Source organism: Duganella sp. Root1480D1 (genome assembly GCF_001427305.1).
Classification (GTDB): domain Bacteria; phylum Pseudomonadota; class Gammaproteobacteria; order Burkholderiales; family Burkholderiaceae_D; genus Rugamonas.
In genome coordinates, this window is sequence record NZ_LMFZ01000045.1 from 136,471 (window position 1) to 161,964 (window position 25,494).

Here is a 25,494-nt window from a genome sequence, read left to right on the forward strand (position 1 = left end):
AAATTAGTGCTCAAAATAGCGTGGCCGCTATTATCGGCTCTTTTTCAATGCACCGCAAAGCCTGTTCGGCGGACCTCAAAAAGCCTTTTTTGCCGGCACGTTGACGGTAATTGTCGTGCCCTCGCCCGGTTTGCTGTCGATGACCAGGCCGGCACCGATGCAGCCTGCGCGTTCGCGCATGCCGACCAGCCCCCAATGTCCAGGGCGCTGGCCTGAGGCGATGATGCTTTGATCGATGCCGCGGCCGTTATCGGAAATGCGTACATTGACCGCATCGCTGCCGTAATCGATGGCCAGTTCGATTCGGCTGGCACCCGCGTAGCGCGAGGCATTGAACAGCGCTTCGCGCGCGATCGCGTACAGCTCGTCGTTTACGTGCTGGTGCAGTTGGCGCGGCGTGCCTTGGACATTTACTTCAAATGCATGCGCGCCGTGCGCCGCCAGCCCTTTCCCGAATTGTCCCAGTGTCTGTTCAAGATGCTCCTGCGATGCCGCGGCGCGCAGATCCAGGATCTGTTCGCGCCCTTCCACCAGCAGTTTTTCGGCGAAATCGAGCGTATTGTTCAGGCAGACTCTCTCCTGCGAGCCCTCCTTCAGGTAGCGGCTATGGGCATCGAAGGAAATCAGCAGGGACTGTACACTTTGCAGCAAGGTGTCGTGCAATGCCCGGGCAATCCGCGAGCGTTCTGCCAGGCGTTCAAGCATGCGCTCCTGCATTTGCTTCGTCAGGTAGTGGACTCGCATTGCATACGCAGCGTACAGCATGAGCACGATGAGCAGCACCATCAGGATCTTGAACCAGATACTCTCAACGAAAGTGGGCGGGATCTGGATCTCCAGATCAGCGCCCTTGCTATTCCAGCGGCCATCCTCGTTTGATCCTGTGACTTCGAATCGATATCGGCCCGGCATCAGGTTCGTGTAATACGCTTGCCGACGCCCTACTGCTTCCTGCCATGCGTGATCCACGCCGGCCAGGCGGTATCGCAGGCGCACCCGTTCGGGGAGCGCCAGGCTCAATGCCGTGAAATCGACCTGCAGGCTGCGTGTCCCCTCCGGTAGCTGTACTTCACCATGCCGGGGAATGGCGTAGCGCTCACCATTGGCCAGCACACTGACCACTTCCACCGGTGGCGCGAGCGGATTGCGATGGATGTGCGCCGGGTCGATGCTGCCGACCGAGCCTGTGGTCGCGTACCAGAGAATCCCGTCGCGCGTGACTTTGAGCGACGGGACGGGGCGCAGTTGCGGTGCATGGCCTTTCATGCCATCGTGCGCGTCGAAGCGTTCGAAGACAACCTGCGTGCCGCTATCCTTTAACCAGGCGGCCAAGCCGGCAGCGGGAATGCGATACAAGCCATCTGCTCCGTGCACCCACAGTTCGCCGTCCGGCAGCCGGACGATGCCGGACACGCCACGAAAGTCTTCGCCTCGCTCGCCGTGCAAAGCCGTGAAGCGGCCGTACCTGTACAGCGCGACGCCTTTTTCGCCACCGGCCCACATATTGCTGCCGTCGGCGTACAGGGTCATCACCGTACCGAGTTGAAGCCCATCGCCGGCACCAACTGTATGCGCTTCGCCGTTGCGGACGATGGTAACGAGACTGCGCAAATGCGCCATCCACAGGTTTCCGTCGTGATCCCGCGCCATCGACGTCGTCAGCAAATCAGGTATGCCTTTTACACCGCCCGATTTGATCCATTTGCCGTCAACGATTTTATAGACACCCTTTCCCGCGGAAATTGAGACCCACAGGGCATCATCGCCGTCCTGCTGGATGGCGTGAATGCGCAAGGTTTTCAATTCTTCCGGCAATGCAAACAGGTTTAGCGTGCCATCAGTTGCCCGGTGCACGACGCCATCCATTCCGCCCAGCCAAAGCGTGCCATCGGGGCCTGTATAGCTGGCGGTGATCTTGCCCGGAACCTCGAGCTTCACGCGCCCTTCCCTGTTAAAGCTCCACAAATCACTGGCATAGTCGCCAACCCATATGTCGCCGACAGGGCCATTCACGAGCGCAGGAAATTCCAGTGGCTTTTCAACCGCCGCAGTGCGCAGGCGATTCGGGCGAAGCCGGTCGATGCCTTGCGAAGTGCCAATCCAGAGACTGCCCTCGCGGTCCTCCAGGAGCGCACCGATCATCGGACCGCTGATATTGTTCTGGCTTGACAGTCGCTGGTTCGCATCGCCAGGTGTGGTTGGGTCCAGCCGCCGTTCCAGGCCATCGGGCTGCGCGATCCACATCGTGCCGCGACGGTCGAAACGCATCATTACGCCTTCGACTTCGGCGGGAATAGGCTGTTTCATCGGCGGTGGCGCAGTACGAACCTTGTAGTACCGTCGTTCGAAATCGTTGCCCCAGATGGTCCCATCCGGGGCTTCGCACAGCGAGACCAGTGTCTTGCGCGGCCAGGCCTGGCTGAAGCGGGTTTCACCGGGCCGGCGGAAGAAAGCGCCAGTATTGGTGCCGACCCAGGTCGTGCCATCGCGCGCAAACAGGATCTGGAACACGCCGAGCGTGGGCAGGCCCGATTCCTGTCCAAGATGCTGGAAGCGCTTGCCGCCCGCCGGGAGAACCGCTACACCGTCACGCATCGCGGCCCAAATAGCGCCATCAGGGGCCGCCTCGATATGCAAGGCTCCGACAGGCTGCAATCCATCGCCCTCGGCATAATGGTGCACCCCGTCCTTTCGGAAGACCGAAACACCGCCGGCGCGGTACCCCACCCAAAGCGCCCCGTCGGGTGCGGAGGCAAGCGCCATCAGGTTGCTGGATTCAAGGCCATGGCCGAAGACCTTTTCGGTACGTTCGAAACTCACGCCGTCAAAGCGATACAGGCCGGTTGGCGAAGCAATCCACAGCCAGCCGTCCGCACCTTGCGCGAACTTGGTGGCGCTGGCCGGCGCACCATCCAGTTCGGTCCAGGCGGTATGGGTGTAATCGATAAGTAATGGCCTTGCCGCCCCGGCCAGTACCGGCGGGATTCCGCACGTCAGGCAAAGGAAAACCAGGAATTGAAATGCGCGCAGAATCATTTGGCGCGCATTCTAGCCGATCTTGCTTGGAGTGACGAACGCAAGTGCCTCCTCAAACGATTGCAGTACCAGGTCGACGTGCGAAGCCACAGATGCGTGCTCGTTTCCTACTTCGTCGCGGGGGCGGATCGTTACCAGTTGAACGTCCGGCAAAGCGGCACGCAGCTCTGTTACAGCTGTAATCCACGCTGCCGGCGCGCTCTCGATCGGATACGCGACAAAGACTGTCGAAACAATGTTGTCGGCGCCCGGGTCGTCCGCAGGTTCGGCTTGACTTAGTACGAAACTGCGGGCATCCAGCTTCGCATCGCGGAACACCAGTACCAGCAACTCGCTCAGGAATTCTTCGCGCACGCCGGGCATGGAGGTGCAGACGATGACAGAACGCGCAGGCACATCGAGCGAGCCTTGCCAGCGCCCCAGGCGTTCCTCGCGCTGGTGCCGCAAATGGGCGCCTATGTTTTCGTCCAGCATGGAGATGTTGCGGCGGCGCGCACGGTTTGGCGCATGCCCTGCGTCCAACGTATCGGCCACCATCGCAACGGTCGCACGCAAGCGGCTTTCCTGGCCGTTTTGCAGGCCCGCTCCCGCCATTGCAAGGCCCGGCAACAGTACCTTGTCGCAATAACGGGCCAGGGTCGACTTGCGCAGGAAAGTACGCGCGTCCTCGATAATGGCGTTCGCATCGCCGCCCAGCACCCGGTGATAGAAGCGCTGCGCCTCGTTGGTATTGGGCGATTCCGCGAACATGATGCTGATCGGCTCCAGGCTCTTGATATAGCGTCCCCCGACCACGATGCACAGTGTGAGCGGCGTCGAGAGCAACAGGCCCAAAGGCCCCCAGATCGCGCCCCAGAACAGCGCCGATACAATCACCGCCAGCGGCGACATGCCAACACTATGGCCATACACGCGCGGCTCAATGACGTTGGCGACGAACACTTCGAGCACGATGAACAGCACAATTGCGTACACGGCGAGCGACCATCCAGGTTCGACCGCAGCGGCGAACAACGCAATCGCCGCACCGGCGATCAGCGCGCCAATGTAGTGCACAAACCGAAGTGCGGCGCACAGGGCACCCCACAGCGCGGCATGGGGAATGCTGATCAGCCAGAGCGCAATCGAAATCACCACGCCAAAGGTCAGGTTCAGCAGCAACTGGGTGAAGAAGAAGCGCGAAACGCCTTCCGCTGCATCTTCCAGGCCCTTGATGGTGCGGCTCACTTCACGCTGGCCGACCAGGCGCAGCACCCGGTCGCGCAGGTTTTCGCGGTCCAGCAGGATGAAAATCATCAGCACCAGCACAAGGAAAGCCTCGCCCAGCGGGCCGGACACCACGCCGATCGCCTTGGCGATGGAATCGCTGGTACTGGCGTGCTCACGGATTTCCACCGGTACCGGCCGCGGGCCCGTTTCCAGCGCTGTCGCCGATGGCGATTCTTCCAGCAACTGCGGCGCCAGGCGCGCCAATGGGTGCTGGGCCAACTCCTCCAGCGACTTTGACTTGGCGCGGATTTCGGCGGTGTATTGCGGCAGGTCCGACGTCAGCGCCATCACGTTCGCGCCCAATATCGCAAAGGTCCCGGCGAACACGACGATCACCAGCGCCAATGCGCCGAAAGTCGCATTGACGCGCAATAGCCCCAGGCTGCCCATGGCGCGGATCAATGGCGCCAGCGCGAGGCTCAGGACCAGCGCAGTGACGACGGGTTGCAACACTTCCCGGCCAAAATAAAGAAGGCTGAGCACACAAGCCGCCGTAACGGCGAAGTTTACTTTCATACGGATTCCGCTAGGAGCGCCATCATGTTCAAGGCAAATCTGGACAGTCAGGCTGTCCCGGCCAGCAGCGATCATACTTGATCTTCCTCACTTGCACGGTGATATCAAAAGCAGCGCACGCTTGACTTTCGTGTTCAGTTGGACAATATTGCTCATCAGCAATTGGAAAGGATTCCAACTCACGGAGGTTTCATGTTGACCAGACACAGGATCACTCAGGGCTTGCCCCTTGCCCTCGCAGCGCTGCTGGCGGCTTGCGGCGGCGGTAATGGAAGCGACAGCAGTGCCGCCGGCACGGTGCTGAAAGCCGAAGGCGCAACGCAAACGACCGAGACGTCTTTGACGCCCACGGCCGCCATCGCTTCGGCATTCGAACGCGGCGACCTGTCGGCCGCTGCCGCGATCGACCACAATGACGGCACACGCTGGAGCAGCGGTTTCACCGACGACCAGTACCTGACGCTCGATTTCGGCAAAACGGTAGCGATCAATCGCGTCAGGATCGCCTGGGAGAACGCCCACGCCACCGAATACCTGCTTCAGGTTTCGGACGACAATGCCGGCTGGACCACCATCAAGTCGGTTCAAAACAGCCAGGGCGGAACTGAGGACTGGTCCGGCCTCGCCGGCCAGGGACGATACCTGCGCATGAAAGGCATCAAGCGCTCCTCGCAATACGGCTATTCGATCTTTGAGATCCAGGCATTCTCCGGCACGCCGGCCTCCCCCACTCCGACGCCGCAACCGGATCCGCAGCCGGGCGATCCTTCTGCGCCAGGCAAGGTGGTGAAGCCGGTGACCGCAACTTCGTCGGGGGTGGAGAACGCAGGCTTGTCGGCTTCGGCTGCCATCGACGGCCAGGCCAATACCCGCTGGGCCAGTTCCAAGGAAGACGGTGCCTGGATACAGTTCGACTTTGGGGCGCGGACAGCAATCGGCTATATGAAGCTGACCTGGGAAAACGCCTATGCCAAGCAATATTCCCTGCTGGTTTCAGACGATGGCAACAACTGGTCGCAACTGCGCCTGGTGACGAACGGCCAGGGCGGCACGGAAGAATTCTTCAACCTCGGCGCGAACGCCAGGTATATCCGCATGCAGGGCATCGCGCGTGCAACGCAGTATGGCTACTCGCTGTTCGAGGTCGAATTCAAGTCGCCGGGCAGCGACAACACCTTGCAGCCTGGCGCCACGTCGGCGCTGCGCTTCCCGTCTGGCGGCGACGCCATAGTGCCGCTTCCGGGCGCCGCCACGCCGCTCGAGACGCTGCAGTTCACGCTAGCTGACGGCACCCTTGTTACCCGCTTCGGCGCACGCGGCTTCGCGCGCCATGGCCGGGAACGGGGGGAAGATTGGAACGAAATCGGCTACGGCCCGAATGAAACCGTTGATCCCGCAACCGGGCTGCCAGTCGATAAAGGTCCCGGCAACTACCTGACCTTCGTACCGCAATACTTCAAGAACCGCACCTGGGGCGTGGAGATCGTCGACAACAGCCGTGTTCCCGGCGTGACCAAGCCTACCCTGGCGGTCAACCAGTACACGACGGTCGATTTCCTGTCCGGCGGGATTGCTTTCTTCCGCGCCATCGACCGCCCCGGCGTAACCGGCTATGGCTGGATGGCGCCGGGAGAACTGGTTGATAACAACGTCAAGGTCTGCAAGCCATCGGCCTACCCCGCCGCTGGCCAGCTTGCCGCGCCGGGCGGCATCAACGGTGCATGCACGCTGCTGGTCAAGCAGTATCCCGGCATGAACGGGCTGGATGCGAACGGCTTCCCGAACGGCACCAGCATTCCTGCGCGGCCGCTGGTTGTCGGCGACGTGATCGAAGTCTCGCCATCCATGTTCTCCACCACTGAATCCATGCTTGGCAAGGGCGATAGCGGTGGCATTCGCTACTACTCGGCCGAATGGACTTATGTGGTCGGTACCGGCCTGCGGCCATGGTACGGCGTTCAGCCGCGCCTCAATTCCGTGCCGTTGCCGGCGGAGACCTTGTCGGGCGGGCTTGGTTCGGTGTCCTACAACTATTCGGACAATGGCTTGTTCATGTTCCAGCAGCCGCAAAACAATGCGGGCATGCAGAATATGCAGCGCTTTGTCGAAGGTCGCCGCCTGATCCATACCAACTTCACCACCGGCGACCATAATGAAGCCGGCAACGACCGCTACACGCCGGCCGTGGGCCTGCAAGGCCAGCGCTTCAACCAGTCGGCCTGCATAGGGTGCCACGTGAATAACGGCCGCAGCCCGGCCCCGATCGCCGTCAACCAGAAGCTCGATACGATGTCGGTGCGGGTCGCAGTGGCAGGCGCCGACGGCCAGCAGATGCCGCATCCGCTGTATGGAACCGCGGTACAGATGAATGCCGTCTCGTCAAGCGGTGCACCGCAGAACTGGGGAACCGGAGTGCGCGTTGCCGGCTTCGAAACCCGCTCTGTCAATCTGGCAGATGGAACGGCCGTCGAACTGCGCAAGCCCACCATTGCCTATGAGGGGCCGGCACCAGAAATCGCCTCGCTGCGTGCAGCACAACCTATGATCGGCACCGGCCTGCTTGAAGCAGTTCCGGAAGCCGATATCCTGGCGCGCGTGCGCAACGTACCCGATGCCGACGGCGTCAAAGGCACCGCCAACTACGTCTACGACCCCGATACCGGCGCCGTTCGCCTGGGCCGTTTCGGCTGGAAGGCTTCCAAGGCAACGTTGCGCCACCAGGCTGCTGCGGCCCTGTTGCAGGACATGGCCGTCACCTCGCCGGTCTATCCGAATCGCAGCTGCGGCAGCGATCCTGCAGGCTGCAAATCCGCCGCCGCGCAGCGCGGCGTGAGCGAACCGGAACTACAATTGATCGCGCAATATCTTGCCCTGATTGCGGTTCCAGCCCAGCGAAGCCTGCCGAGCGGTTTCCCGAAAGGCGTGGCGCCGCTGGACGAGCACCGTGTCGACGCGCAGCAGGTGAGTGCCGGTTCGCGCCTGTTCCAGGCGATGCGTTGCTCGGCATGCCATACGGTTGAAATGCGTACCGGCCCGGGGCACCTGCTGGCAGAACTGCGCAATCAGGTGATCCGCCCATATACGGACTTGCTGCTGCACGATATGGGCACTGGACTGGCGGACAGTCTTGTCGAAGGCCAGGCCAAAGGGGGCATGTGGCGCACCGCTCCGCTGTGGGGGATCGGCTATACGGACAAAGTGATGGGCAATGGCGGCAAGGCAGGCTACCTGCACGATGGCCGGGCGCGCACCCTCACGGAGGCGATCATGTGGCATGGCGGCGAAGGCGAAGTTTCACGCCAGCGTTTCGCCGCCTTGCAGCGATCCGACCGCGAAGCGCTGCTGGCTTTCCTGAAATCGCTCTAACCCCACTGCCGGACCGGCCAGGAACCTTGTCCTGCCGGTTCGGCGTGCTACAGGTCCCAGGCCGGAGCCAGGCCTTCCGGGTCTACCATGCGCCCATTGCGCTCCAAGGCTGCAATTTCCGACATATCCCGCTCCGTCAATTGCAGTCCGGTGGCGAGCAGATTGCTGGCCAGGTTTTCGCGCCTGGTCGATGAAGGAATGACCGAATACCCAAGCTGCATCGCCCACGCCAGCGTCACCTGCGCCGGAGTCGCGTTGTGCCGCGCGGCGATGGCTGCAATCACAGGGTCGCCCAGCACCTTGCCATAACCCAGCGTCATATAAGAAGTCACGTGAATGCCCTGCCCTCGCAGGAAATCCACCAACTTCCGGTTTTGCAGGTAAGGACTCAGTTCGATCTGGTTGGTCGCAATCTGTTTCGCGCCGATGGCTGCGATTGCGCGCTGCGTGTAATCGATATTGAAGTTCGAGATGCCGATCTGGCGCGCCAGCCCGCGCTCCCGCGCCGTGGCCAGGGCCACCATGTATTCCTCCACCGGCACACTGCTCAGGGGCCAGTGGATCAGCGCCAGGTCGACGTAATCGGTGCGCAGTTTCGCCAGGCTTTCTTCCAGGCTGGCGAGCAGGCGGCCTGGGGCAAAGTTATCGTTCCAGACCTTGGTTGTCAGGAAAAGGTCTTCGCGCGCCACGCCCGATTCGGCAACAGCCCGGCCCACTTCAGCTTCGTTATTGTAGATCTGCGCGGTGTCGACAGCAGGGTAGCCCAATTCAATCGCATTGCGAACGGAGTCGAAGGCAGCTTGTCCTTGCAGGCGGAATGTGCCGGCGCCGAATGATGGAATAGTCATTTATAAAGTCCTCAATATCAACGTGGCTGCCACTCTACCTGCGGGACTCTTGCGGAAAAAGCCTGTTTTCCGCGAAAGATATTTGAGCAATAATCAAGAATATGAAGACCACTCTTGACGAAATGCAGGCATTTATTGCCATTGTGACCACGGGTTCGATCAGCGCGGCCGCGGAGCGCCTGGGCCTCACCGTATCCGCCACCAGCCGCACTTTGACCCGCCTCGAAGAAAAACTCGAAACCACACTGGTACGGCGCACGACGCGGCGCCTTGAGCTGACCGAGGAAGGCAAGGCATTCCTCGATTGCGCGCGAACCATCGTCGCCAAGGTCGAAGAGACTGAAGAAAAGATGTCGCTGCGCCGCCAGGGGCCAGCCGGCCGCCTGCGCATCGATGCATCCACGCCCTTCATGCTGCATGTGATCGTACCGCTGGTGAACGGCTACCGCGACCGCTTCCCGCGCGTGGAACTGGAGTTGAACAGCAACGAAGGAATCACCGACCTGATGGAAAAGCGCACCGACGTCGCTTTCCGCATTGGCCGCCTGCGCGATTCGACCCTGCACGCCACGCCAATCGGCACCGGACGGCTACGCATCCTCGCCAGCCCTTCCTATATCGAACGGCACGGCGTGCCCGCCACCGTGGCCGACCTGGCAAACCACACCATCCTCGGCTTCAACCAGCCGGAGACATTGAACGACTGGCCATTGGAAGACTCGGACGGCCAACCGGTGCACGTCACCCCCAACATCTACACATCCAGCGGCGAAACACTGCTGCACCTGGCGTTGCACGGGGCAGGCATCGTCTGCCTGTCGGACTTCCTGAGCAATGCCGATCGCAAGGCGGGCCGCCTGCAACAGCTCCTGGTCGAGGAAACATTGGAGGTTCGGCAACCGATCAATGCCGTCTACTATCGTAATACTGCCCTGTCGGCGCGCATTGCGTCGTTCGTCGACTACATGAAGGAAAAACTGGGCGAACGCGGCTTCGACGAGCCGGTATAATATCCACCCTTGCAACCGTAGGGTTATCTCAGAATGTCTTTGCTTGATCACGAGCTCGAACTGCTGGCGCCAGCCAAAACCGCGGAAATTGGCCGCGAAGCCATCCTGCACGGCGCGGACGCTGTCTATATTGGTGGTCCCGCCTTCGGCGCACGCCATAACGCCAGCAATCCGATCGAGGATATTTCCTCGCTGGTGGAGTTCGCCCACCGCTACCGCTCGCGCATCTTCGTGACCATGAACACCATCATGCACGATTCGGAGCTCGACCTGGCCCGCAAGCAGATCTGGCAACTGTACGAAGCGGGTGTCGATGCCCTGATCATCCAGGACATGGGCTTGCTCGAACTGGACCTGCCGCCCATCCAGCTGCACGCCTCGACCCAGTGCGATATCCGCACGGTTGAAAAGGCCAAGTTCCTCGGCGACGTCGGCTTCTCGCAACTGGTGCTGGCGCGCGAACTGACGCTCGACAAGATCAGGCAGATCCGCGCGGAAGTCGATACGCCGCTCGAATACTTCGTGCACGGCGCCCTGTGCGTCGCGTTCTCCGGCCAGTGCTACATTTCGCACGCCGACACCGGCCGCAGCGCCAATCGCGGCGACTGTTCGCAGGCCTGCCGCCTGCCATACACCTTGTCCGACAACCAGGGCCGCGTGGTGGCCTTTGAAAAGCACCTGTTGTCGATGAAGGACAACGACCAGAGCGCCAACCTAGAAGCGCTGGTCGATGCCGGCATCCGTTCCTTCAAGATCGAAGGCCGCTACAAGGACATGTGCTATGTGAAGAACATCACCGCCCACTACCGCCTGCTGCTGGACGAATTGCTCGAGCGCCGTCCGGAATTCGCGCGCGCCGCCAGCGGACGCACCCGCGTTCTGTTCACGCCGGACGTGGACAAGACCTTCCACCGCGGCCACACCGATTACTTCGCCAATGGCCGCCAGGACGATATCGGCGCCTTCGATTCGCCGAAATACGTGGGCGTGGAACTGGGCACCGTGGTCCGCATGGGCGGCGACCACATCGACGTGATCACCAATGCGCCGATGGCGAACGGCGACGGCCTGAATTACATGAACAAGCGCACCACCGTCGGCATCCAGGCCAACAAGGCCGAAAAGCTGGGCGATACCGAAGATGGCCAGCGCTGGCGCATATTCCCGAATGAACAAATGGCGGCGCTGCCGGGCCTGAAGGTTGGTACGGTCATCCATCGCAATCGCGACCACCAGTGGGAAGCGGCCCTGCACAAGAAGTCTTCCGACCGCCACGTTGGCCTGCAATTGACCCTGGCTGAAAACGAAACCGGCCTGCGTCTGTCGATCATCGATGAAGATGGCATTGTCAGCACCACTGAAACGGCAATCGCGCTACAGCCGGCACAGAATGCCGAACAGGCCGACAGCGGGCTGCGCGCCAGCCTGGCCAAGCTGGGCAACACCATGTTCGTTGCAGACCATGTGGAACTGAAGTTGTCGCAGCCTTGGTTCCTGCCTTCATCGGCCATCAATGCCCTGCGCCGCGATGCCGTGGCTGCCCATGAAGCGGCACGGCTGGCGGCCTGGCAGCGTCCCGAGCGCAAGGCCCCGGCCGAACCGCGCGCCATCTATCCGGACACGCAACTGAGCTACCTCGCCAACGTCTACAACGAAAAGGCCCGCGAGTTCTATCACAAGCACGGAGTACAGCTTATCGCTGCGGCTTACGAGTCGCATGAGGAAGCCGGCGAAGTACCGCTGATGATCACCAAGCACTGCTTGCGCTTCTCGTTCAACCTGTGCCCGAAGCAGGCGAAAGGTGTGCAGGGCGTGCAGGGCCAGGTGAAAGCCGAACCGATGACGCTGGTCAGCGGCGACCACACCTATACGCTGCGCTTCGATTGCAAGCCGTGCGAGATGCACGTGGTTGGCGCGATGAAGCCAGGCATCCTGAACTCCCCTCCTCCATCGGCGGTGCCATACAGCCCGCTGGTATTCCACCGCAAGCGGCCGAACTAAGCCAGCAAGGCGCGCGCTTCCGCCAGCAAGCCCTCGGCGCAGGGCTTGCCGGTTTTCGATTCCCTTAATGAGACATGCCACAGGCCGACGACTCCGGCCAGTTGGTTTTCGTCTTTCGCGTGTTCGATACGGCGCACCAGGTCGGCCGCCATCAGGCCGAGGTGCTTGCGCGCTGCCGCCACCATGAACTCGCGTGCGGCCGCCAGCGCAGCGGCGCCCACCGCGGGGCGGGCAGGCGCAGGAGCCGCCGGCGCGGCGGGCGCACTTGCCGGAGCTGGCATAGGCACAGGCGCCGCTACAGGTGCCGGCGCCGAGCTGATTCCCACCAAGCCCTTGCGCAGCAAGGCTTCCACCGCCTCCAGCATTTCATCTTCGCCCAGCCAGGTCTCGATTTCGCCCAGGGCTTTTTGCCCGTCGATCAGGATCAGCACCGCACGCTGGCGCGCCGTCAGTCCAGCGCTGCGCTGGACAAATTCCACCCGGCCGGCCTCGGTCTTGCCAAATACCGTAGCGCGCAAGCGAATTCGATTTTCTGGAGTCAATTGCATGTTGCCATGCTACGGGGCAATTATGACAACTTCATTTCAGCCTTATACATCTTCCGTGATATAAAGACATCACTGCCGACCTGCCCGCCACGTCATGCCACAACGCCTGCGCACGCTAACAGCCTTGTTACTCGCTACCGGAGCGTACTACTTGCTGGCGCGGCTCGGCCTGATGCTCGCGCTGGCGCAAAGCAATGCCAGTCCGATCTGGCCTCCTTCCGGCTTTGCCCTGGTACTGCTGCTGCGCTTTGGCCGGCACTTGTGGCCCGCCATTTTCGTCGGCGCCTTCCTTGCCAACCTGGTGGTTTTCCAAAACAACAATGTCGCTTCATTGCCGGTCCTGCTGACCGTTTCGCTGACGATTGCCATCGGCAATACCGCAGAGTCGCTGCTAGCCCGCTGGCTGTTGCAGCGCCTGGACATCGCCAGCATTGGCCTGCAGACCCAGCGCGAAGTGTATAAATATGGCGGCGTGGCTGCGGCGGCGGCCCTCGCTTCGACCATTGCCGGCGTGCTCTCGCTCGAACTGTCCGGCATCATTCCATCTTCGCTGACCTGGCAGGTCGCTGCCACCTGGTGGACCGGCGACTTCCTGGGCCTGTTGCTGCTGGCACCGCTGGCGATGGCGATTCCAGCGCGGCTGCAATGGCCGCGCTGGTCGCCGGGGCAACTGGTGTTCCTTGCGACACTGGTGATCTGCACGCTGGCCGTTTTCCTGGGCGATGCGCATTTCGCCGCGGCCCAGTTCCTGCCTTACTGCCTGCTGTTTTTCCTGGGCCTGGCGGCGGTGAATCGTTGGCGCTCCATGGTGCGCATTGCGCTGGCCATTATTTCCGGCATCGCGATCCCCGCCACGGTCATGGACCACGGCCCTTTCGTCTCCGGCGTGTTGCATCACTCCTTGCTTTCCTTGTCCACTTACCTCGCCATCAGCAGTGTCCTGGCCTGGGTCCTGGCCATTGAAGAAGATCCGGCCCTGGCGGAAAGTTATGTCTGGACACCTATCCTGATCCTGCTGGCATGCATGACCCTCACGGTCAGCGCCTGGGGCTGGATTACCTTTGACACCGAATCGCGCACCAGCGAGCGCTTCCAGCGCGCCGCCGAAACCGTGCGCGAAACCATCCGCCTGCGCATGGAGGGTTACGAATCGCTTCTGCGTGCCGGCACCGCCTTGTTCGATGCCTCCAACAGTGTCGAGCGCGATGAGTGGCAGCATTTCGTCGCCGGAATGGAGCTGCAGAACCAGTATCCCGGCGTGCTTGGAATGGGTTATGCACGGTTTGCGCCGGCCGGTGCCGTGGCAGCGCTGAACAAGGAGCTGAAGGTCTGGCCCGAAGGCGATCGCGATCTGCATGCCGCAATCGTCTACCTTGAACCCCGCTCTGAGCGCAACAACACCGCCCTCGGCTACGACATGATGTCCGAACCAACGCGCCGTGACGCCATGGTAGCGGCCATGCAACGCGGCAAAATGACCGCCAGCGGCCCGATCACGCTGGTGCAGGAAATCAAAGGGCCCAAGCAGACAGGCTTCCTGATGTTCAATCCCGTGTACTCGAAAAATGCTACCGGACACCGCGAATTGCAGGGCTTTGTCTACAGCCCTTTCCGCATGGGCGACCTGATGCACGGCATCTTCGGTGACAGCCTGCACGAAGTACGGCTCGACGTCTATTTCCAGGACAGCAAAGGGCAACTCATGTACACCAGCGCCCGCAGCGGCACGGAACAGAGTTTCACGCGCTTGTCCAGCCTGCAGTATGTACCGGTGGGCGATAATGGCGAGTCCTGGGCCTTGAGCGTGCGGCCGACCGCGCTGTTTGATGCCGCGGTCGACCAGGGCAAGTCCTTCATGGTACTGTTGATGGGCACGCTGATCAGCCTGCTGTTCTTCGGCGCCAGCCGCAACCTCGTCCACGAGCGGATCGCGGCTTTGCGGGCCAAGGAGCAATCGGCCAAGCAGCTCGAACAGCAGACCGCCAGCCTGGAAGAATCCGAAGCCCGCTTCAAGCTGCTCACTTCCCACATCCGCAATCACGCAATCGTGCTGCTGGACCCGACTGGCGCCATCACCACCTGGAACGAAGGCGCTGAAAAGCTGTTTGGCTACCAGGACGGGGAGATTGTTGGCCAGCCCCTGCAAGTCCTGTCCACCGAAAGCCACGCCATCACCAGCATGACACTGGCGCTTGAGCATGGCCAGTACGAATCGACCTCGCTGCGGCGGCGGCGCGACGGCAGCACCTTCCTTGGCTTGAAGCAGCTCTTTCCGGTGCACGACGATCATGGCCACTGCATTGGCTTTGCCATGATCATGCGCGACGTCACGGCCGAACGAGCGGCCGAGAAGGAATTGAACGACGCCAAGACCCAGGCCGAATCGGCCAGCGCCGCCAAGAGCGCCTTCGTCGCCAATATCAGCCATGAGCTGCGCACCCCGATGAATGCCGTGCTTGGCGTCAGCCAGATCCTGGCGCGCACCCCGCTCAATGCCGAGCAGCGCCAGTACCTCGACATGGTGTCCGGCGCCGGCCGCTCCCTGCTTGCCTTGCTGAATGACGTGCTGGACTTTTCCAAGATCGAGGCCAACAAACTGGAACTGGCCGACGACGATTTCCTGGTCGAAGACGTGCTCTGTGCCCTGGCAGCGGTGATGGCCATGACCAGCACCGACAAGAGCCTGGCCCTGTCGCTGTGCGTGGAAGCGGATGTGCCGGTGTCGCTGCATGGCGATGTGCAGCGCATCCAGCAAGTGTTGCTCAACCTGGTCAGCAATGCACTCAAATTCACCGACAGCGGCACCGTCAGCGTGCACGCCGGCCGCGATCCCTCCGAGCCCGGCATGCTGCGCTGGGAAGTCAGCGACACCGGCATCGGCATCAGCGCCGAACAGATACGACGCTTGTTCACGCCTTTCAGCCAGGCGGACGCCTCCATGGCACGCCGCTACGGCGGCACCGGGCTGGGCCTGGCGATCTCCCAGCGGCTGGCGCAAATGATGGGGGGCACGATCGACGTTTCGAGCACGCCGGGCCGCGGCACCACCTTCACGTTCCTGGTGCCCTTGCGTGAAGGCGACCTGCCCGACCCATATGCCTTGGCCGGTAGCCACCGCAACTGGCGCGTGCTATACGCCGATCCCAGGCAGAACCTGCATGATGACGTGGTCCAGTTGGCGGCGCGCTGGGGCTGGCGCTGCGACACGGTCGACTCTGCGGCTGGCATCGGCGCCGCCCTGGCGCGCGGCAATTATGATTTGCTGATCTATGACAGCAGCTTGGGCAGCACTGCGCGTGCGACCAATGTGCCGCAGCGAATTTGCTTGCGCAGCGGTGCCCAGTCGACGGCTGGCGGGGCCGGAGCTGATCCCGAACTGTTGCGCCCTTTGACCCGCTCGGCCCTGTTCCACGCCTTGACGGTCCAGCCTGAAAAATCGGCCGCACCGGGCGCCCCGCCGCCTGCGGCCCGCGGCGCCTTCAGCAGTGGCAGCAAGGCGCTGCAAGGACAGTCCATCCTCCTGGCCGAGGACAATGCGCTCAACCAGCTCGTCGCTCGCAGCATGCTGGAAGCGGTCGGCGCCCGTGTCCATATCGCCGAAAATGGTGCGCAGGCGGTGGACTTCCTGCGCAGCAGGCGGCAGCCAGTCGATTTGGTCCTGATGGATGTGCAGATGCCGGTGATGGACGGCTTCAGTGCCACACAGGCCATCCGCAACGAGCTGCGCCTGGATTTACCTGTGCTGGCCATGAGCGCCGGCGTCACCCTTGGCGAGCGCGCCGAATGCGATGCGGCCGGCATGAATGGTTTTGTTGCCAAGCCGGTCGATGGAGATGACTTAATAACAACGATTTTGCAATTTATTCATGCCAAGGTGCGCAATTGAAATCTATCAAAATGACACAAACGCTATAATTAACGAGCAGTCATTATACTTTTGGAAATAAATGAAAAAGCTTTTAATCGGGGCTAGTTTTGCTGCCCTGTCGATGCCGGCGCTTGCCGACACCTTTTCAGTCATCGAAAACCAGCCCTTATCCGAACTTTGGGTAAATCCCGGTTTCTATTCCTATCACTTCCAGCGTGACAAAGGATTCGACGACACCAACCCAGGGTTCGGTGCCGAATACCGCTTTTCGACCGTGGCATCGGTGACTGCGGGCCGCTTCCACAACAGCGACCGCCAGATGTCGAATTACGCCGGGGTGTATTACCAGCCCTGGGCGATCGGCCCGGTTCGCTTGGGCGCGGTGGTCGGCGGCTTTAATGGCTACCCGAAAATGCGCGATGGTGGATGGTTCCTAGCGGCAATTCCTGTCGTCAGCGTGGAATATCAACGCGTTGGCGTTAACTTTGCTATCGTACCTACATACAAGGAACGTTTGCATGGTGCTTTATCCGTGCAGCTGAAGTTCAAACTGATGTGATTTCAATGAACAAGCGCACATCCATTGAACACTTGCAGTCCAGTTCGCTCGAAGAATTGCAGCGGCTGGCTGGCTTTGTGTGCGGACAACCGGTGCCGGCCGAGGCACTGGCGGATGAGCAAGTCTTGTTCACCTATCTGCCTGAGCATTATTCCGCCGACCAGCATGCCGCGCTGGCCGACCTCGCAAGCTGCGTGCGCACCCAGCAAAGCCTGCGCCAGGGCTTGGCCCGTGCCAAAGGCTTCCTGGCCGGCTTTGCCGAGCACGCGCCCGCCCCGCTGTGGATCAAGGATGCCACTGGCGACTATGTGATGGGCAGCGGGCTGGAACAGCAAGACGGTGCTGCGCTGGAAAACCCGGACGTCACCAAGACCATGGAGACCACGGACGAAGGCAAGCGCCATTGGCTGGTGCACAAGTTCCCGATTCATGTGAATGGCGAATCGTTCACCGGCGGCTCCGCGATCGATGTCACCACCGAGGTGGAAAAAGAACGCGCCCTGATCCGCCACGACAATTTTTACGTCCTGCTGTCGCGCCTGAGCGCCCTGATTCCCCGCTCGCGCACGCTGGAACAGCTGTGCCTTGATGCTTGCCGCCTCGCGGCGCACCAACCCAGCCTCGATTGCGCAGCCATCAGCCGCCGCGCCGAAGACGGCACGCTGCACCTGTTTGCCTCCGCCAGCCGCGAAGGCCAGGAGCGCCACTGGGGCGTGGGCGAAACGCCGCCGGACTGGCTGGCTGCCGAGTTGGCGGCGCATGTCCTGTCCACCGGCCGCGTGCAATCGGGATCGCGCAAGGGCCATGAAATCGCCTCCTGCATGGCAGTGCCGCTGTTCGTCAACAACGAGCCCTGGGGCGTCGTCACCTTCTACTCGCGCCGTGAGCAGCATTTTGACGCCTTCTACCGCGAACGCGCCGGGGAATTGAGCAATGAGCTGAGCTACGGCATCGAACGCCTGGTCAATGCACAGGAGATGCACCGCCTGGCGCGCACCAATGTGCTGTCCGGGCTGCCGAGCCGCCTGCAGTTTGAAGAAGAAATCGCCGCCCTCGCCGCTTCCGATGCGCGCGGCACCGTCCTGCTGATCAACATCAACCGTTTCGACGAAATCAGCTCCGCTTACGGCAATGCCGCTGCGGTCGGCCTGATGCGCCATATCGCCCAGCGCCTGCGCTCCGTGGTGGCGGAAAGCATGCTGCTGGCCCACGTTGGCGTCGGCCGTTTTGCCGTATTCCTGCCGGCGCACGGCACCCAGACTGCGGCGGAATTCATCCATGAGAAGGCAGTGCCGATGCTGCAAGGGGCCTACCAGATCAAGGAACACAAGATCTGGTGCACCATCAATGCCGGCGCTGCAGCGCTGCCGGACGATGGCACTACCGCCGATGAACTGCTGGTGAAATCCTGGGATGCACTGGCCGCAGCACGTGACCTTGACCTGCGGTTCGGCCAATACGACCGGGCCGCCGACCGCGTGGTGGCGCGCCAGATCAGCCTGGAAGTGGAATTGCGCGAAGCGCTGGAACGGCAGGAGTTCGTCAACTTCTACCAGCCGAAGATCGACCTGCGCACCGGCAAGCTGACAGGCGCCGAAGCGCTGGTGCGCTGGCGCCATCCGCTGCGCGGACTGGTGCCGCCATCGGAATTTGTGCCGGAACTGGAACGCACCGGCCTGGTGATTGCAGTGGGCCGCCAGGTCATGCAGCGCGCCATGCAGGACTGGCGCTCCTGGCACGACGCCGGTTTGCAGCCGCCGCAGATTGCCGTCAACGTGGCGCCGGCCCAGTTCCGCTGCGATTCGCTGTTCAACGATATCGAACACGCCCTGCATACGGCAGGCGCCGACAAGCAGCCGCTGTCGATCGAGATCACGGAAAGCTCGCTGGTTTCCGACCATGACCGTGTGGTCGAAATCCTGAGCAAGGTGCGCGCACTGGACGTGCCGGTGGCAATCGACGATTTCGGCACAGGCTATTCTTCGCTGTCCTACCTGGTCAGCCTGCCGGTGGATGTCATGAAGATCGACCGCTCCTTTGTCAACCGCATGTCGCAGGATGCTGGCTATATGGGCCTGGTCAGCACGGTGGTATCGCTGGCGCACAACCTTGACCTCAAGGTCGTGGCCGAGGGGATCGAGACGGAAGAAGAAGCCAAGCTGCTCAAGCTGCTGCGCTGCGAACAGGGACAGGGCTTCTTGTATGGCCACCCTGTCCCGGCCGACGAATTCGCGGCCTTGCTCGAACCCGCCTGATGCCTGGCTCAGTGCCTCGCTGAAGTGCGCGCCGTCGCCACCTGCTCCAGGATATGCTTCGGCACTGCTGCGTAGTGCTGGAATTCCATGGTGTAAGTCGCCCGCCCCTGCGTCAGGGAACGCAGCGACGTGGAGTAGCCGAACATCTCCGCCAGTGGCACCAGCGCGCGAATCTGCTTGCCGCCGCCACCAGGGATTTCGTCCATGCCTTGCACCATGCCTCGCCGCGTGGTCAGGTCGCCCATCACATTACCCATGAACTCCTCGGGTGTTTCCACCTCGACGTGCATCATCGGCTCCAGCAACTGCGCATCCGCCTTGCGCATGCCTTCCTTGAAGGCCATCGAACCGGCCATTCGGAAAGCGTTCTCGTTCGAGTCCACGTCGTGGTACGAACCGAAAGTCAGCGTGGCACGCACGTCGACCACCGGGTAACCCGCCAGCACGCCGGTATTCAGCGTCTCGCGGATGCCTTTCTCCACCGCCGGAATGAACTCGCGCGGCACCACGCCGCCCTTGATCGCGTCGACGAACTCGAAGCCCTTGCCCGCTTCCATCGGTTCCAGCTTCAGCACCACATGGCCATACTGGCCCTTGCCGCCTGACTGCTTGATGAACTTGCCTTCGATATCGCTGACCGCCTTGGTGACGGTTTCGCGATAGGCCACCTGCGGCTTGCCCACCGTCGTTTCGACGCTGAATTCACGCCGCATGCGGTCCACCAGGATTTCCAGGTGCAGTTCGCCCATGCCGGACATGATGGTCTGGCCCGACTCCTCGTCGGTATGCACGCGGAAAGACGGATCCTCCTGCGCCAGGCGGTTCAGGGCAATCGCCATCTTTTCCTGGTCGGCCTTGGTCTTTGGTTCCACCGCCTGCGAAATCACTGGCTCCGGGAAGACCATCTTCTCCAGGATGATGACTTTGTCCGGATTACTCAGCGTGTCGCCGGTGGTCACGTTCTTCAAGCCCACCGCAGCCGCGATGTCGCCCGCGAACACTTCCTTGATTTCCTTGCGTTCATTGGCGTGCATCTGCAGGATGCGGCCCAGGCGTTCTTTCTGGCCCTTGGTCGGGTTGTAGACCGTGTCGCCGGAATTCACAATGCCCGAATACACGCGGAAGAAGGTCAACTGGCCCACAAACGGGTCAGTCATGATCTTGAAGGCGAGCGCTGAGAACGGCTCGTCATCGGATGGATGGCGCTCGATCTCATTGTCGTCCTCATCATGCCCTGCGATAGCCGGCACGTCGACCGGCGACGGCAGGTACTCGATTACCGCATCGAGCATGGCCTGCACGCCACGGTTCTTGAACGCGCTGCCCGCCAGCATCGGCACGATCTCATTACGGATGGTGCGCTCGCGCAGCGCAGCCTTGATCTCGTCTTCGGTCAGCGTTTCGCCGTTCAGGTATTTTTCCGTCAGCTCTGGCGTCGCTTCGGCGGCGGCTTCGATCATATGGTCGTGCCACGTCTGCGCCAACTCTTTCAGGTTGGCGGGAATGTCCTCATAGGTGAACTTGACGCCCAGCGTCTCATCGTCCCACATGATGGCGCGCATCTTGACCAGGTCGACCACGCCGTGGAAATTCTCCTCGGCGCCGATCGGGATCTGGATCGGCACGGCAGTGCCCTTCAAGCGGTCCTTGATCTGCTGCTGCACGCGGAAGAAGTCCGCGCCAACGCGGTCCATCTTGTTGACGAAGGCAAGGCGCGGCACCTTGTATTTATTGGCCTGGCGCCAGACGGTTTCCGATTGCGGCTGCACACCGCCCACCGAGTCGTACACCATGACGGCACCATCGAGCACGCGCATCGAGCGTTCAACCTCGATCGTGAAGTCGACGTGGCCCGGTGTGTCGATGATGTTGATCCGGTGCTCGGGAAAATTGCCGCCCATGCCTTTCCAGAAGGCGGTGGTGGCTGCCGAGGTAATGGTGATGCCGCGTTCCTGCTCCTGCTCCATCCAGTCCATGGTCGCGGCGCCGTTGTGCACCTCACCCAGCTTGTGGTTGACCCCCGTGTAGAACAGGATGCGCTCCGTCGTCGTGGTCTTGCCAGCGTCGATGTGGGCGCTAATGCCGATGTTGCGGTAACGCTCGATAGGTGTCTTGCGGCTCATCACAATCTCCTTGAACGATGCCTTGCGGGCATCTTCGATTCTATCAGTAACAGGAGTGCGAAGATTGGGCGGCTCAACAAGAAATCAAGGGAGCGCTTTCGCCTTTATCATCGCACTCGCGCGCGCAAAATGTCCGGCACCAAGATGGTGCAAGGTATGCAGGTCGGCATTATCCTCACGGAACGACCAATGCCCATCGGAAAATACCCGTTCGTCTGCGGCTGCAGCGAGCACTTCGGCAAAGCAGGTGTCGTAAGCGTCTTCGACATGGCGTTCGGGGATCAGGCGGCACTCCAGCCAGGCGACGCAAGCTGACGACAGCAAGGGCGCTCCGGTGAGGCCGCCAGGCCGGGCAGCGATGCCGAACCGCTCGAATTTGTCCCCTTCGCGGCCACTTGACGTGCCGACTGCATAGGCCAGGTCGGCCGCGGCTGCGCCAGGAATACATACCGCGAATACGCCACTGGCGGCAATCAGCTCGCGGCTGAAAGTGTTCTTGTCGATCACGACCGCCACGCGGGGCGGAGTGAATTCCACCGGCATGGACCAGGCGGCAGCCATGATGTTGCGGCGGCCTGCGTGGGCGCTGGTCACAAGGACGGTCGGGCCGTGGTTGAGCAGCCGGCTGGCATGGTTCAGGGCCACCGGCTTGAAGTGTTCAAATTGCTGAGTCATCCCCCATTTTAGCGCCGAAGCGGATTTCCGGCAGGCCGACCGCATCTGTCACCGGCATGCCGAACACGCCGCCCGCATAGCGTTCGCTTTCCAGCAGGTCGACCAGGGCGCTGGTGACAAAGAGCTGGTCCAGGCCGGGGCCGCCGAATGCCGGGCAGGTAGGCTGGCTGACCGGGACCGCCACGGCACGTTCGATGCTGCCATCCGGGCGGTAGCGCACGATCCGGTTGGCACCCCATTCGGCGTTCCACAGGTGGCCGTCGGCGTCGATTGCGGAGCCGTCAGGCTCGCCGCAGCCAGGCGGCAGGTGGGCGAAAATGCGCTCGCCGGACACTTCGTCCCCGTAGTCGCAGCAGCGGATCATGCCGGACAGGGAATCGCAGAAATACATGGTGCCACCGTCCGGACTGAAGCAGATGCTGTTGGCGATCGCGACCGGCGACAGCGGCAGCGCTTCAAGCTGGAGGTTGTGGGCCAGCCGGTAAAAGCGGCCGATCGGCGCCCTGCCGACTGCCTCGTTCATGGTGCCGAACACGAAACGGCCCTGGCGATCACAGCGGCCATCATTGAGCCGGGTGCCGGCAACATCCGCCTCGACTTCGACGATGGTCATCACTTCACCCGTGGCAAAATCAAACCAGGCCAGCCTGCCTTCAAGACCCAGCAGCAAGCGGCTTTCCGAAGCCGTCAGTGCGAAGGATGCCAGGCGCTCTGGCATATCCCATTGCTTGGTCTCCCCGCTGGAAGGCCGGTGGCGCCACAGCTTGCGGCCCAGGATGTCTGTCCACAGCAGGGACTGTGTGCGGTCGCACCACAATATGCATTCGCCCAGTGCATTCTGGGCATCGACTATCAGCTCCACTTTCACCTCCACCGGTCGATGACATAGCGCGTGCTGGCGCTGTAGGGGGCGCCTGGGCGGCAGATCGCATCGGGGAAACCGGGATGGTTCGGCGCATCGGGGAAATGCTGCGGTTCCAGGCACAGGCCGGCATGGCGAACGAATTGACGGTCCTTCCCGCCCAGCGTTCCATCAAGGTAATTCCCGCTGTAGAACTGCAAACCGGGGCAATCGGTATAAATCTCCATTTGCCGCCCCGAGGCAGGATCCGCGAGGCAGGCCTGGGGACCAGGGCCGCGCGCCAGTACGAAATTGTGATCATAGCCTCGCGCCAGCACGAGCTGAGGATTGGCCTCCGCCAGCGCGCTGCCGATTCGCTGCCTGAGGCGGAAATCAAATGGCCCGGCTGCCACCTCCTGCACCTGCCCGGTCGGCAACAGGTCTTCACGCACGGGCAGGAAATGCGCCGCATCGACCTGCAGTTCATGCCCCAGGATGTCGCCACTGCCAGCCAGGTTGAAATAACTGTGCTGGCTGATGCTGACCGGTGTCGGCTGGTCGCTAACCGCCTGGTAACAGCAGCGCAGTTCGCCGCCAGCAGTCAATTCGTAGGTCACCATGACCAGCAAATTGCCGGGATACCCCTCCTCGCCGTCACGGCTCAGCCGGCATAGGCTGACGCGCGCCGCCTCATTGTCGCTGCTCGCGTGCGCCTGCCAGCATTGCTTGTGAAAGCCGCGCCGGCCGCCATGCAAGTGGTTTTCGCCTTCGTTCTGCGTCAACTGGACCATGCGGCCGTTGCGTTCGTAGCGGCCACCGGCAATGCGGTTGGCAAAACGCCCGACCACCGCCCCGAAATAGGCCGTATCACGTTCGTAATCCAGCAATGTGTCGAATCCCAATACGAAATCGACCGGCGCAGCTTGCGGCGCCAGCACGCGCCAGCTGCGGATAATGCAGCCGTAATCGAGTACCGACAGCAGCATGCCCTGCCCGTTATCGAGCGTGAACTCCATCACCGGCTCGCCATTCGCCAGCTCCCCGAACAAGCGGCTATCGACGCAAGGCTTCATCGCGCGCGCCAGGCGGCGACCAGTTCGCGCGCCCGCGATTCCAGTTCCGGCAAGGCGATGCCTGGTTCGTACAAGCGGCCGCCAATGCCGAAGCCATCAGCGCCTGCGCGCACCCACTCATGCAAGTTGCCTGCGCTGACACCGCCCACCGGCCACAGGCGTGCCGATGGCGGCAGGATGGTCTTGACGCTGCGCAGCCCGCTGGGTCCGAGCGTCTCGGCGGGGAACCATTTGATGGCGTCGGCGCCGGCAGCCAGGGCTGCCAACGCTTCGGTCGGCGTGGCGACACCGGGCAGCGTGAACATGCCGAGGTCGCGCGCGCGGCGCATGACCGCCGGATCGAAATTCGGTGCCACCATGATCCGTCCGCCGGCGGCATGGACTGCATCGACGTCTGCGATCGTGGTCATGGTCCCGCCCCCAACCAGGGCATCGCTCGGCTTGATGCGATCGAGCAGCCGGATGCATTCCAGGGCTCCTGGCCGGTTCAGCGGCACTTCCAGGATGCGGAAGCCGCAGTAAAACAGTGCCGCCGCGACCGCCGGCGCTTCCGCTTCGGTCAAACCCCGCAGGATTGCGACCAACGGCGGCTGGTATTCGTCGATTGCGCTCATCAGATAGCCTCCATGAAGCGAGCCAGGGCCGCGCAATACGCTTGGTCCGGGTCAATCAACTCGGTCGCATAACCCAGCATCTGCGCGACTTCGCGGTACGGCGCAGTCAGCTCATGCGACGCGATCAGGTGCAGTGCCGGCATACTGCCGGCAGCAGCCGATGCTTCCTCCCTACGGGCGGCAAACTCGGTACCGATCAGCAGGCCGCTGACATAGGAACGGGTCTCGCCCGCGCTCGACTCGCCGGCCACCACACGGGCGCGGGCTTCAAACAGAGTATGGCTCAGGGCGCCGGCGCTTTGCGCACGGTTGGCACCGGCCCGCAGTGCGTTCGCATCCGCATGTCCCTCCGCCATCAGTGCAGCCAGGGTTCCCGATGCACGCAAGGATGCATACAACTCGCCAGTGATGAAGGTGGTCAGGCGCGCTATTGTGCCATCGGCCACTTCCACCCATTTGCTGTGCGTTCCAGGCAGTACGTAACAGCCATCGCCATGCTTGAGCAAATGCGCACCGAGAAGCTGGGTTTCTTCGCCGCGCATGACGTCAATATTGCCATGTTCGCGGTAGCAGTAGCCAGGAACGATGAAGCAGCCGGCTGCACCACTGACCGGCACCAGGGTTTCGGGCAGGCGCCCAAGCGGAACGCTGCTATCAAGATAAGCGACTTCCTGCCAGCCTTGTGCGCTGCCCACCATGCCCGACATGACCACCGGTACCAGCGCATCGAGATCGAGCTGCTGGCGCAGGGCTTGCAAGGTTTCGGCAAAGTGTCCCTGTGCCGCCAGGGCGCCCAGCGCATCTTCATGCTTGCGCAGGCATGCGCCATCCGCGCCGATCACATAGGCGCGCCGGTTGCTTGTTCCCCAATCGATGCCCAGCATGCATGCCG

16 protein-coding genes are annotated in these 25,494 nt (G+C 62.1%); 6 read left to right on the forward strand and 10 right to left on the reverse strand.

Annotated features, from left to right (window positions below; genetic code table 11):
* Positions 1-75: 75 nt before the first annotated feature.
* A complete protein-coding gene (locus ASD58_RS23520; RefSeq protein ID WP_082565636.1) occupies positions 76-3,036 on the reverse strand; it encodes a sensor histidine kinase in 2,961 nt (986 codons plus the stop codon).
* Between the two features lie 12 nt (positions 3,037-3,048).
* Complete coding sequence (locus ASD58_RS23525) at positions 3,049-4,821, reverse strand: AI-2E family transporter (protein WP_057263689.1); 1,773 nt, start codon at positions 4,819-4,821, stop codon at positions 3,049-3,051.
* A 192-nt stretch (positions 4,822-5,013) separates the two neighbouring features.
* Here ASD58_RS23525 and ASD58_RS23530 point away from each other — a divergent pair, with 192 nt between their 5' ends.
* Positions 5,014-8,187, forward strand: coding sequence for a di-heme oxidoredictase family protein (locus ASD58_RS23530; protein WP_057263691.1), 3,174 nt, complete (start codon positions 5,014-5,016; stop codon positions 8,185-8,187).
* A gap of 47 nt (positions 8,188-8,234) precedes the next feature.
* Here ASD58_RS23530 and dkgB read toward each other — a convergent pair whose 3' ends face one another.
* Positions 8,235-9,035 (reverse strand): 2,5-didehydrogluconate reductase DkgB, encoded by an 801-nt coding sequence (dkgB, locus tag ASD58_RS23535; RefSeq protein WP_057263693.1) that lies wholly within the window; start codon positions 9,033-9,035, stop codon positions 8,235-8,237.
* 101 nt (positions 9,036-9,136) lie between these two features.
* Between dkgB and ASD58_RS23540 the strand changes: the two genes are divergently transcribed.
* Complete coding sequence (locus ASD58_RS23540; protein ID WP_057263695.1) at positions 9,137-10,045, forward strand: LysR family transcriptional regulator; 909 nt, start codon at positions 9,137-9,139, stop codon at positions 10,043-10,045.
* Between the two features lie 33 nt (positions 10,046-10,078).
* On the forward strand, positions 10,079-12,046 hold the full coding sequence (locus ASD58_RS23545) for a U32 family peptidase (RefSeq protein WP_057263697.1): 1,968 nt from the start codon (positions 10,079-10,081) through the stop codon (positions 12,044-12,046).
* Here ASD58_RS23545 and ASD58_RS23550 read toward each other — a convergent pair.
* On the reverse strand, positions 12,043-12,594 hold the full coding sequence (locus ASD58_RS23550) for a hypothetical protein (RefSeq protein WP_156401452.1): 552 nt from the start codon (positions 12,592-12,594) through the stop codon (positions 12,043-12,045). The two genes, ASD58_RS23545 and ASD58_RS23550, sit on opposite strands and share 4 nt — an antisense overlap.
* A 124-nt stretch (positions 12,595-12,718) precedes the next feature.
* Here ASD58_RS23550 and ASD58_RS23555 point away from each other — a divergent pair, with 124 nt between their 5' ends.
* From ASD58_RS23555 to ASD58_RS23565, 3 genes are all read left to right on the forward strand, one after another.
* Entirely contained in the window at positions 12,719-16,480 is a 3,762-nt protein-coding gene (locus ASD58_RS23555; protein ID WP_162253053.1) for a CHASE domain-containing protein, read from the forward strand.
* A gap of 61 nt (positions 16,481-16,541) precedes the next feature.
* The gene (locus ASD58_RS23560) at positions 16,542-17,021 is read left to right on the forward strand and encodes a hypothetical protein (protein WP_057263703.1); all 480 of its coding nucleotides are present in this window, start codon (positions 16,542-16,544) and stop codon (positions 17,019-17,021) included.
* A 5-nt stretch (positions 17,022-17,026) separates the two neighbouring features.
* Positions 17,027-19,276 (forward strand): bifunctional diguanylate cyclase/phosphodiesterase, encoded by a 2,250-nt coding sequence (locus tag ASD58_RS23565; RefSeq protein WP_057263705.1) that lies wholly within the window; start codon positions 17,027-17,029, stop codon positions 19,274-19,276.
* 8 nt (positions 19,277-19,284) lie between these two features.
* On the opposite strand, the gene fusA is transcribed toward ASD58_RS23565, so the two are convergent.
* From fusA to ASD58_RS23595, 6 genes are all read right to left on the reverse strand, one after another.
* Complete coding sequence (gene fusA / locus ASD58_RS23570) at positions 19,285-21,399, reverse strand: elongation factor G (RefSeq protein WP_057263707.1); 2,115 nt, start codon at positions 21,397-21,399, stop codon at positions 19,285-19,287.
* 84 nt (positions 21,400-21,483) lie between these two features.
* Complete coding sequence (locus tag ASD58_RS23575; protein WP_057263709.1) at positions 21,484-22,074, reverse strand: flavin reductase family protein; 591 nt, start codon at positions 22,072-22,074, stop codon at positions 21,484-21,486.
* Positions 22,058-22,936 carry an SMP-30/gluconolactonase/LRE family protein gene (locus ASD58_RS23580; RefSeq protein ID WP_307178137.1) on the reverse strand — a complete coding sequence of 293 codons (879 nt, stop codon included), beginning with the start codon at positions 22,934-22,936 and terminating at the stop codon, positions 22,058-22,060. The genes ASD58_RS23575 and ASD58_RS23580 overlap by 17 nt, the downstream gene beginning before the upstream one ends.
* A 2-nt stretch (positions 22,937-22,938) precedes the next feature.
* Positions 22,939-23,988, reverse strand: coding sequence for an aldose epimerase family protein (locus ASD58_RS23585; protein WP_057263710.1), 1,050 nt, complete (start codon positions 23,986-23,988; stop codon positions 22,939-22,941).
* Positions 23,985-24,602, reverse strand: coding sequence for a 2-dehydro-3-deoxy-6-phosphogalactonate aldolase (locus ASD58_RS23590; RefSeq protein ID WP_057263713.1), 618 nt, complete (start codon positions 24,600-24,602; stop codon positions 23,985-23,987). The genes ASD58_RS23585 and ASD58_RS23590 overlap by 4 nt, the downstream gene beginning before the upstream one ends.
* Positions 24,602-25,486: a 2-dehydro-3-deoxygalactonokinase gene (locus tag ASD58_RS23595; protein ID WP_229210081.1), complete on the reverse strand. Its 885-nt coding sequence runs from the start codon at positions 25,484-25,486 to the stop codon at positions 24,602-24,604. Before ASD58_RS23595 ends, ASD58_RS23590 begins: the two co-directional genes overlap by 1 nt.
* Between the last annotated feature and the right edge of the window lie 8 nt (positions 25,487-25,494).

Excerpts from the sequence above, each read along its gene's own strand:
- ASD58_RS23520 (WP_082565636.1), bottom strand. The coding sequence starts at position 3,036 with ATGATTCTGCGCGCATTTCAATTCCTGGTTTTCCTTTGCCTGACGTGC.
- ASD58_RS23525 (WP_057263689.1), bottom strand. The coding sequence starts at position 4,821 with ATGAAAGTAAACTTCGCCGTTACGGCGGCTTGTGTGCTCAGCCTTCTT.
- ASD58_RS23530 (WP_057263691.1), top strand. The coding sequence starts at position 5,014 with ATGTTGACCAGACACAGGATCACTCAGGGCTTGCCCCTTGCCCTCGCA.
- dkgB (WP_057263693.1), bottom strand. The coding sequence starts at position 9,035 with ATGACTATTCCATCATTCGGCGCCGGCACATTCCGCCTGCAAGGACAA.
- ASD58_RS23540 (WP_057263695.1), top strand. The coding sequence starts at position 9,137 with ATGAAGACCACTCTTGACGAAATGCAGGCATTTATTGCCATTGTGACC.
- ASD58_RS23545 (WP_057263697.1), top strand. The coding sequence starts at position 10,079 with ATGTCTTTGCTTGATCACGAGCTCGAACTGCTGGCGCCAGCCAAAACC.
- ASD58_RS23550 (WP_156401452.1), bottom strand. The coding sequence starts at position 12,594 with ATGCAATTGACTCCAGAAAATCGAATTCGCTTGCGCGCTACGGTATTT.
- ASD58_RS23560 (WP_057263703.1), top strand. The coding sequence starts at position 16,542 with ATGAAAAAGCTTTTAATCGGGGCTAGTTTTGCTGCCCTGTCGATGCCG.
- ASD58_RS23565 (WP_057263705.1), top strand. The coding sequence starts at position 17,027 with ATGAACAAGCGCACATCCATTGAACACTTGCAGTCCAGTTCGCTCGAA.
- fusA (WP_057263707.1), bottom strand. The coding sequence starts at position 21,399 with ATGAGCCGCAAGACACCTATCGAGCGTTACCGCAACATCGGCATTAGC.
- ASD58_RS23575 (WP_057263709.1), bottom strand. The coding sequence starts at position 22,074 with ATGACTCAGCAATTTGAACACTTCAAGCCGGTGGCCCTGAACCATGCC.
- ASD58_RS23585 (WP_057263710.1), bottom strand. The coding sequence starts at position 23,988 with ATGAAGCCTTGCGTCGATAGCCGCTTGTTCGGGGAGCTGGCGAATGGC.
- ASD58_RS23590 (WP_057263713.1), bottom strand. The coding sequence starts at position 24,602 with ATGAGCGCAATCGACGAATACCAGCCGCCGTTGGTCGCAATCCTGCGG.
- ASD58_RS23595 (WP_229210081.1), bottom strand. The coding sequence starts at position 25,486 with ATGCTGGGCATCGATTGGGGAACAAGCAACCGGCGCGCCTATGTGATC.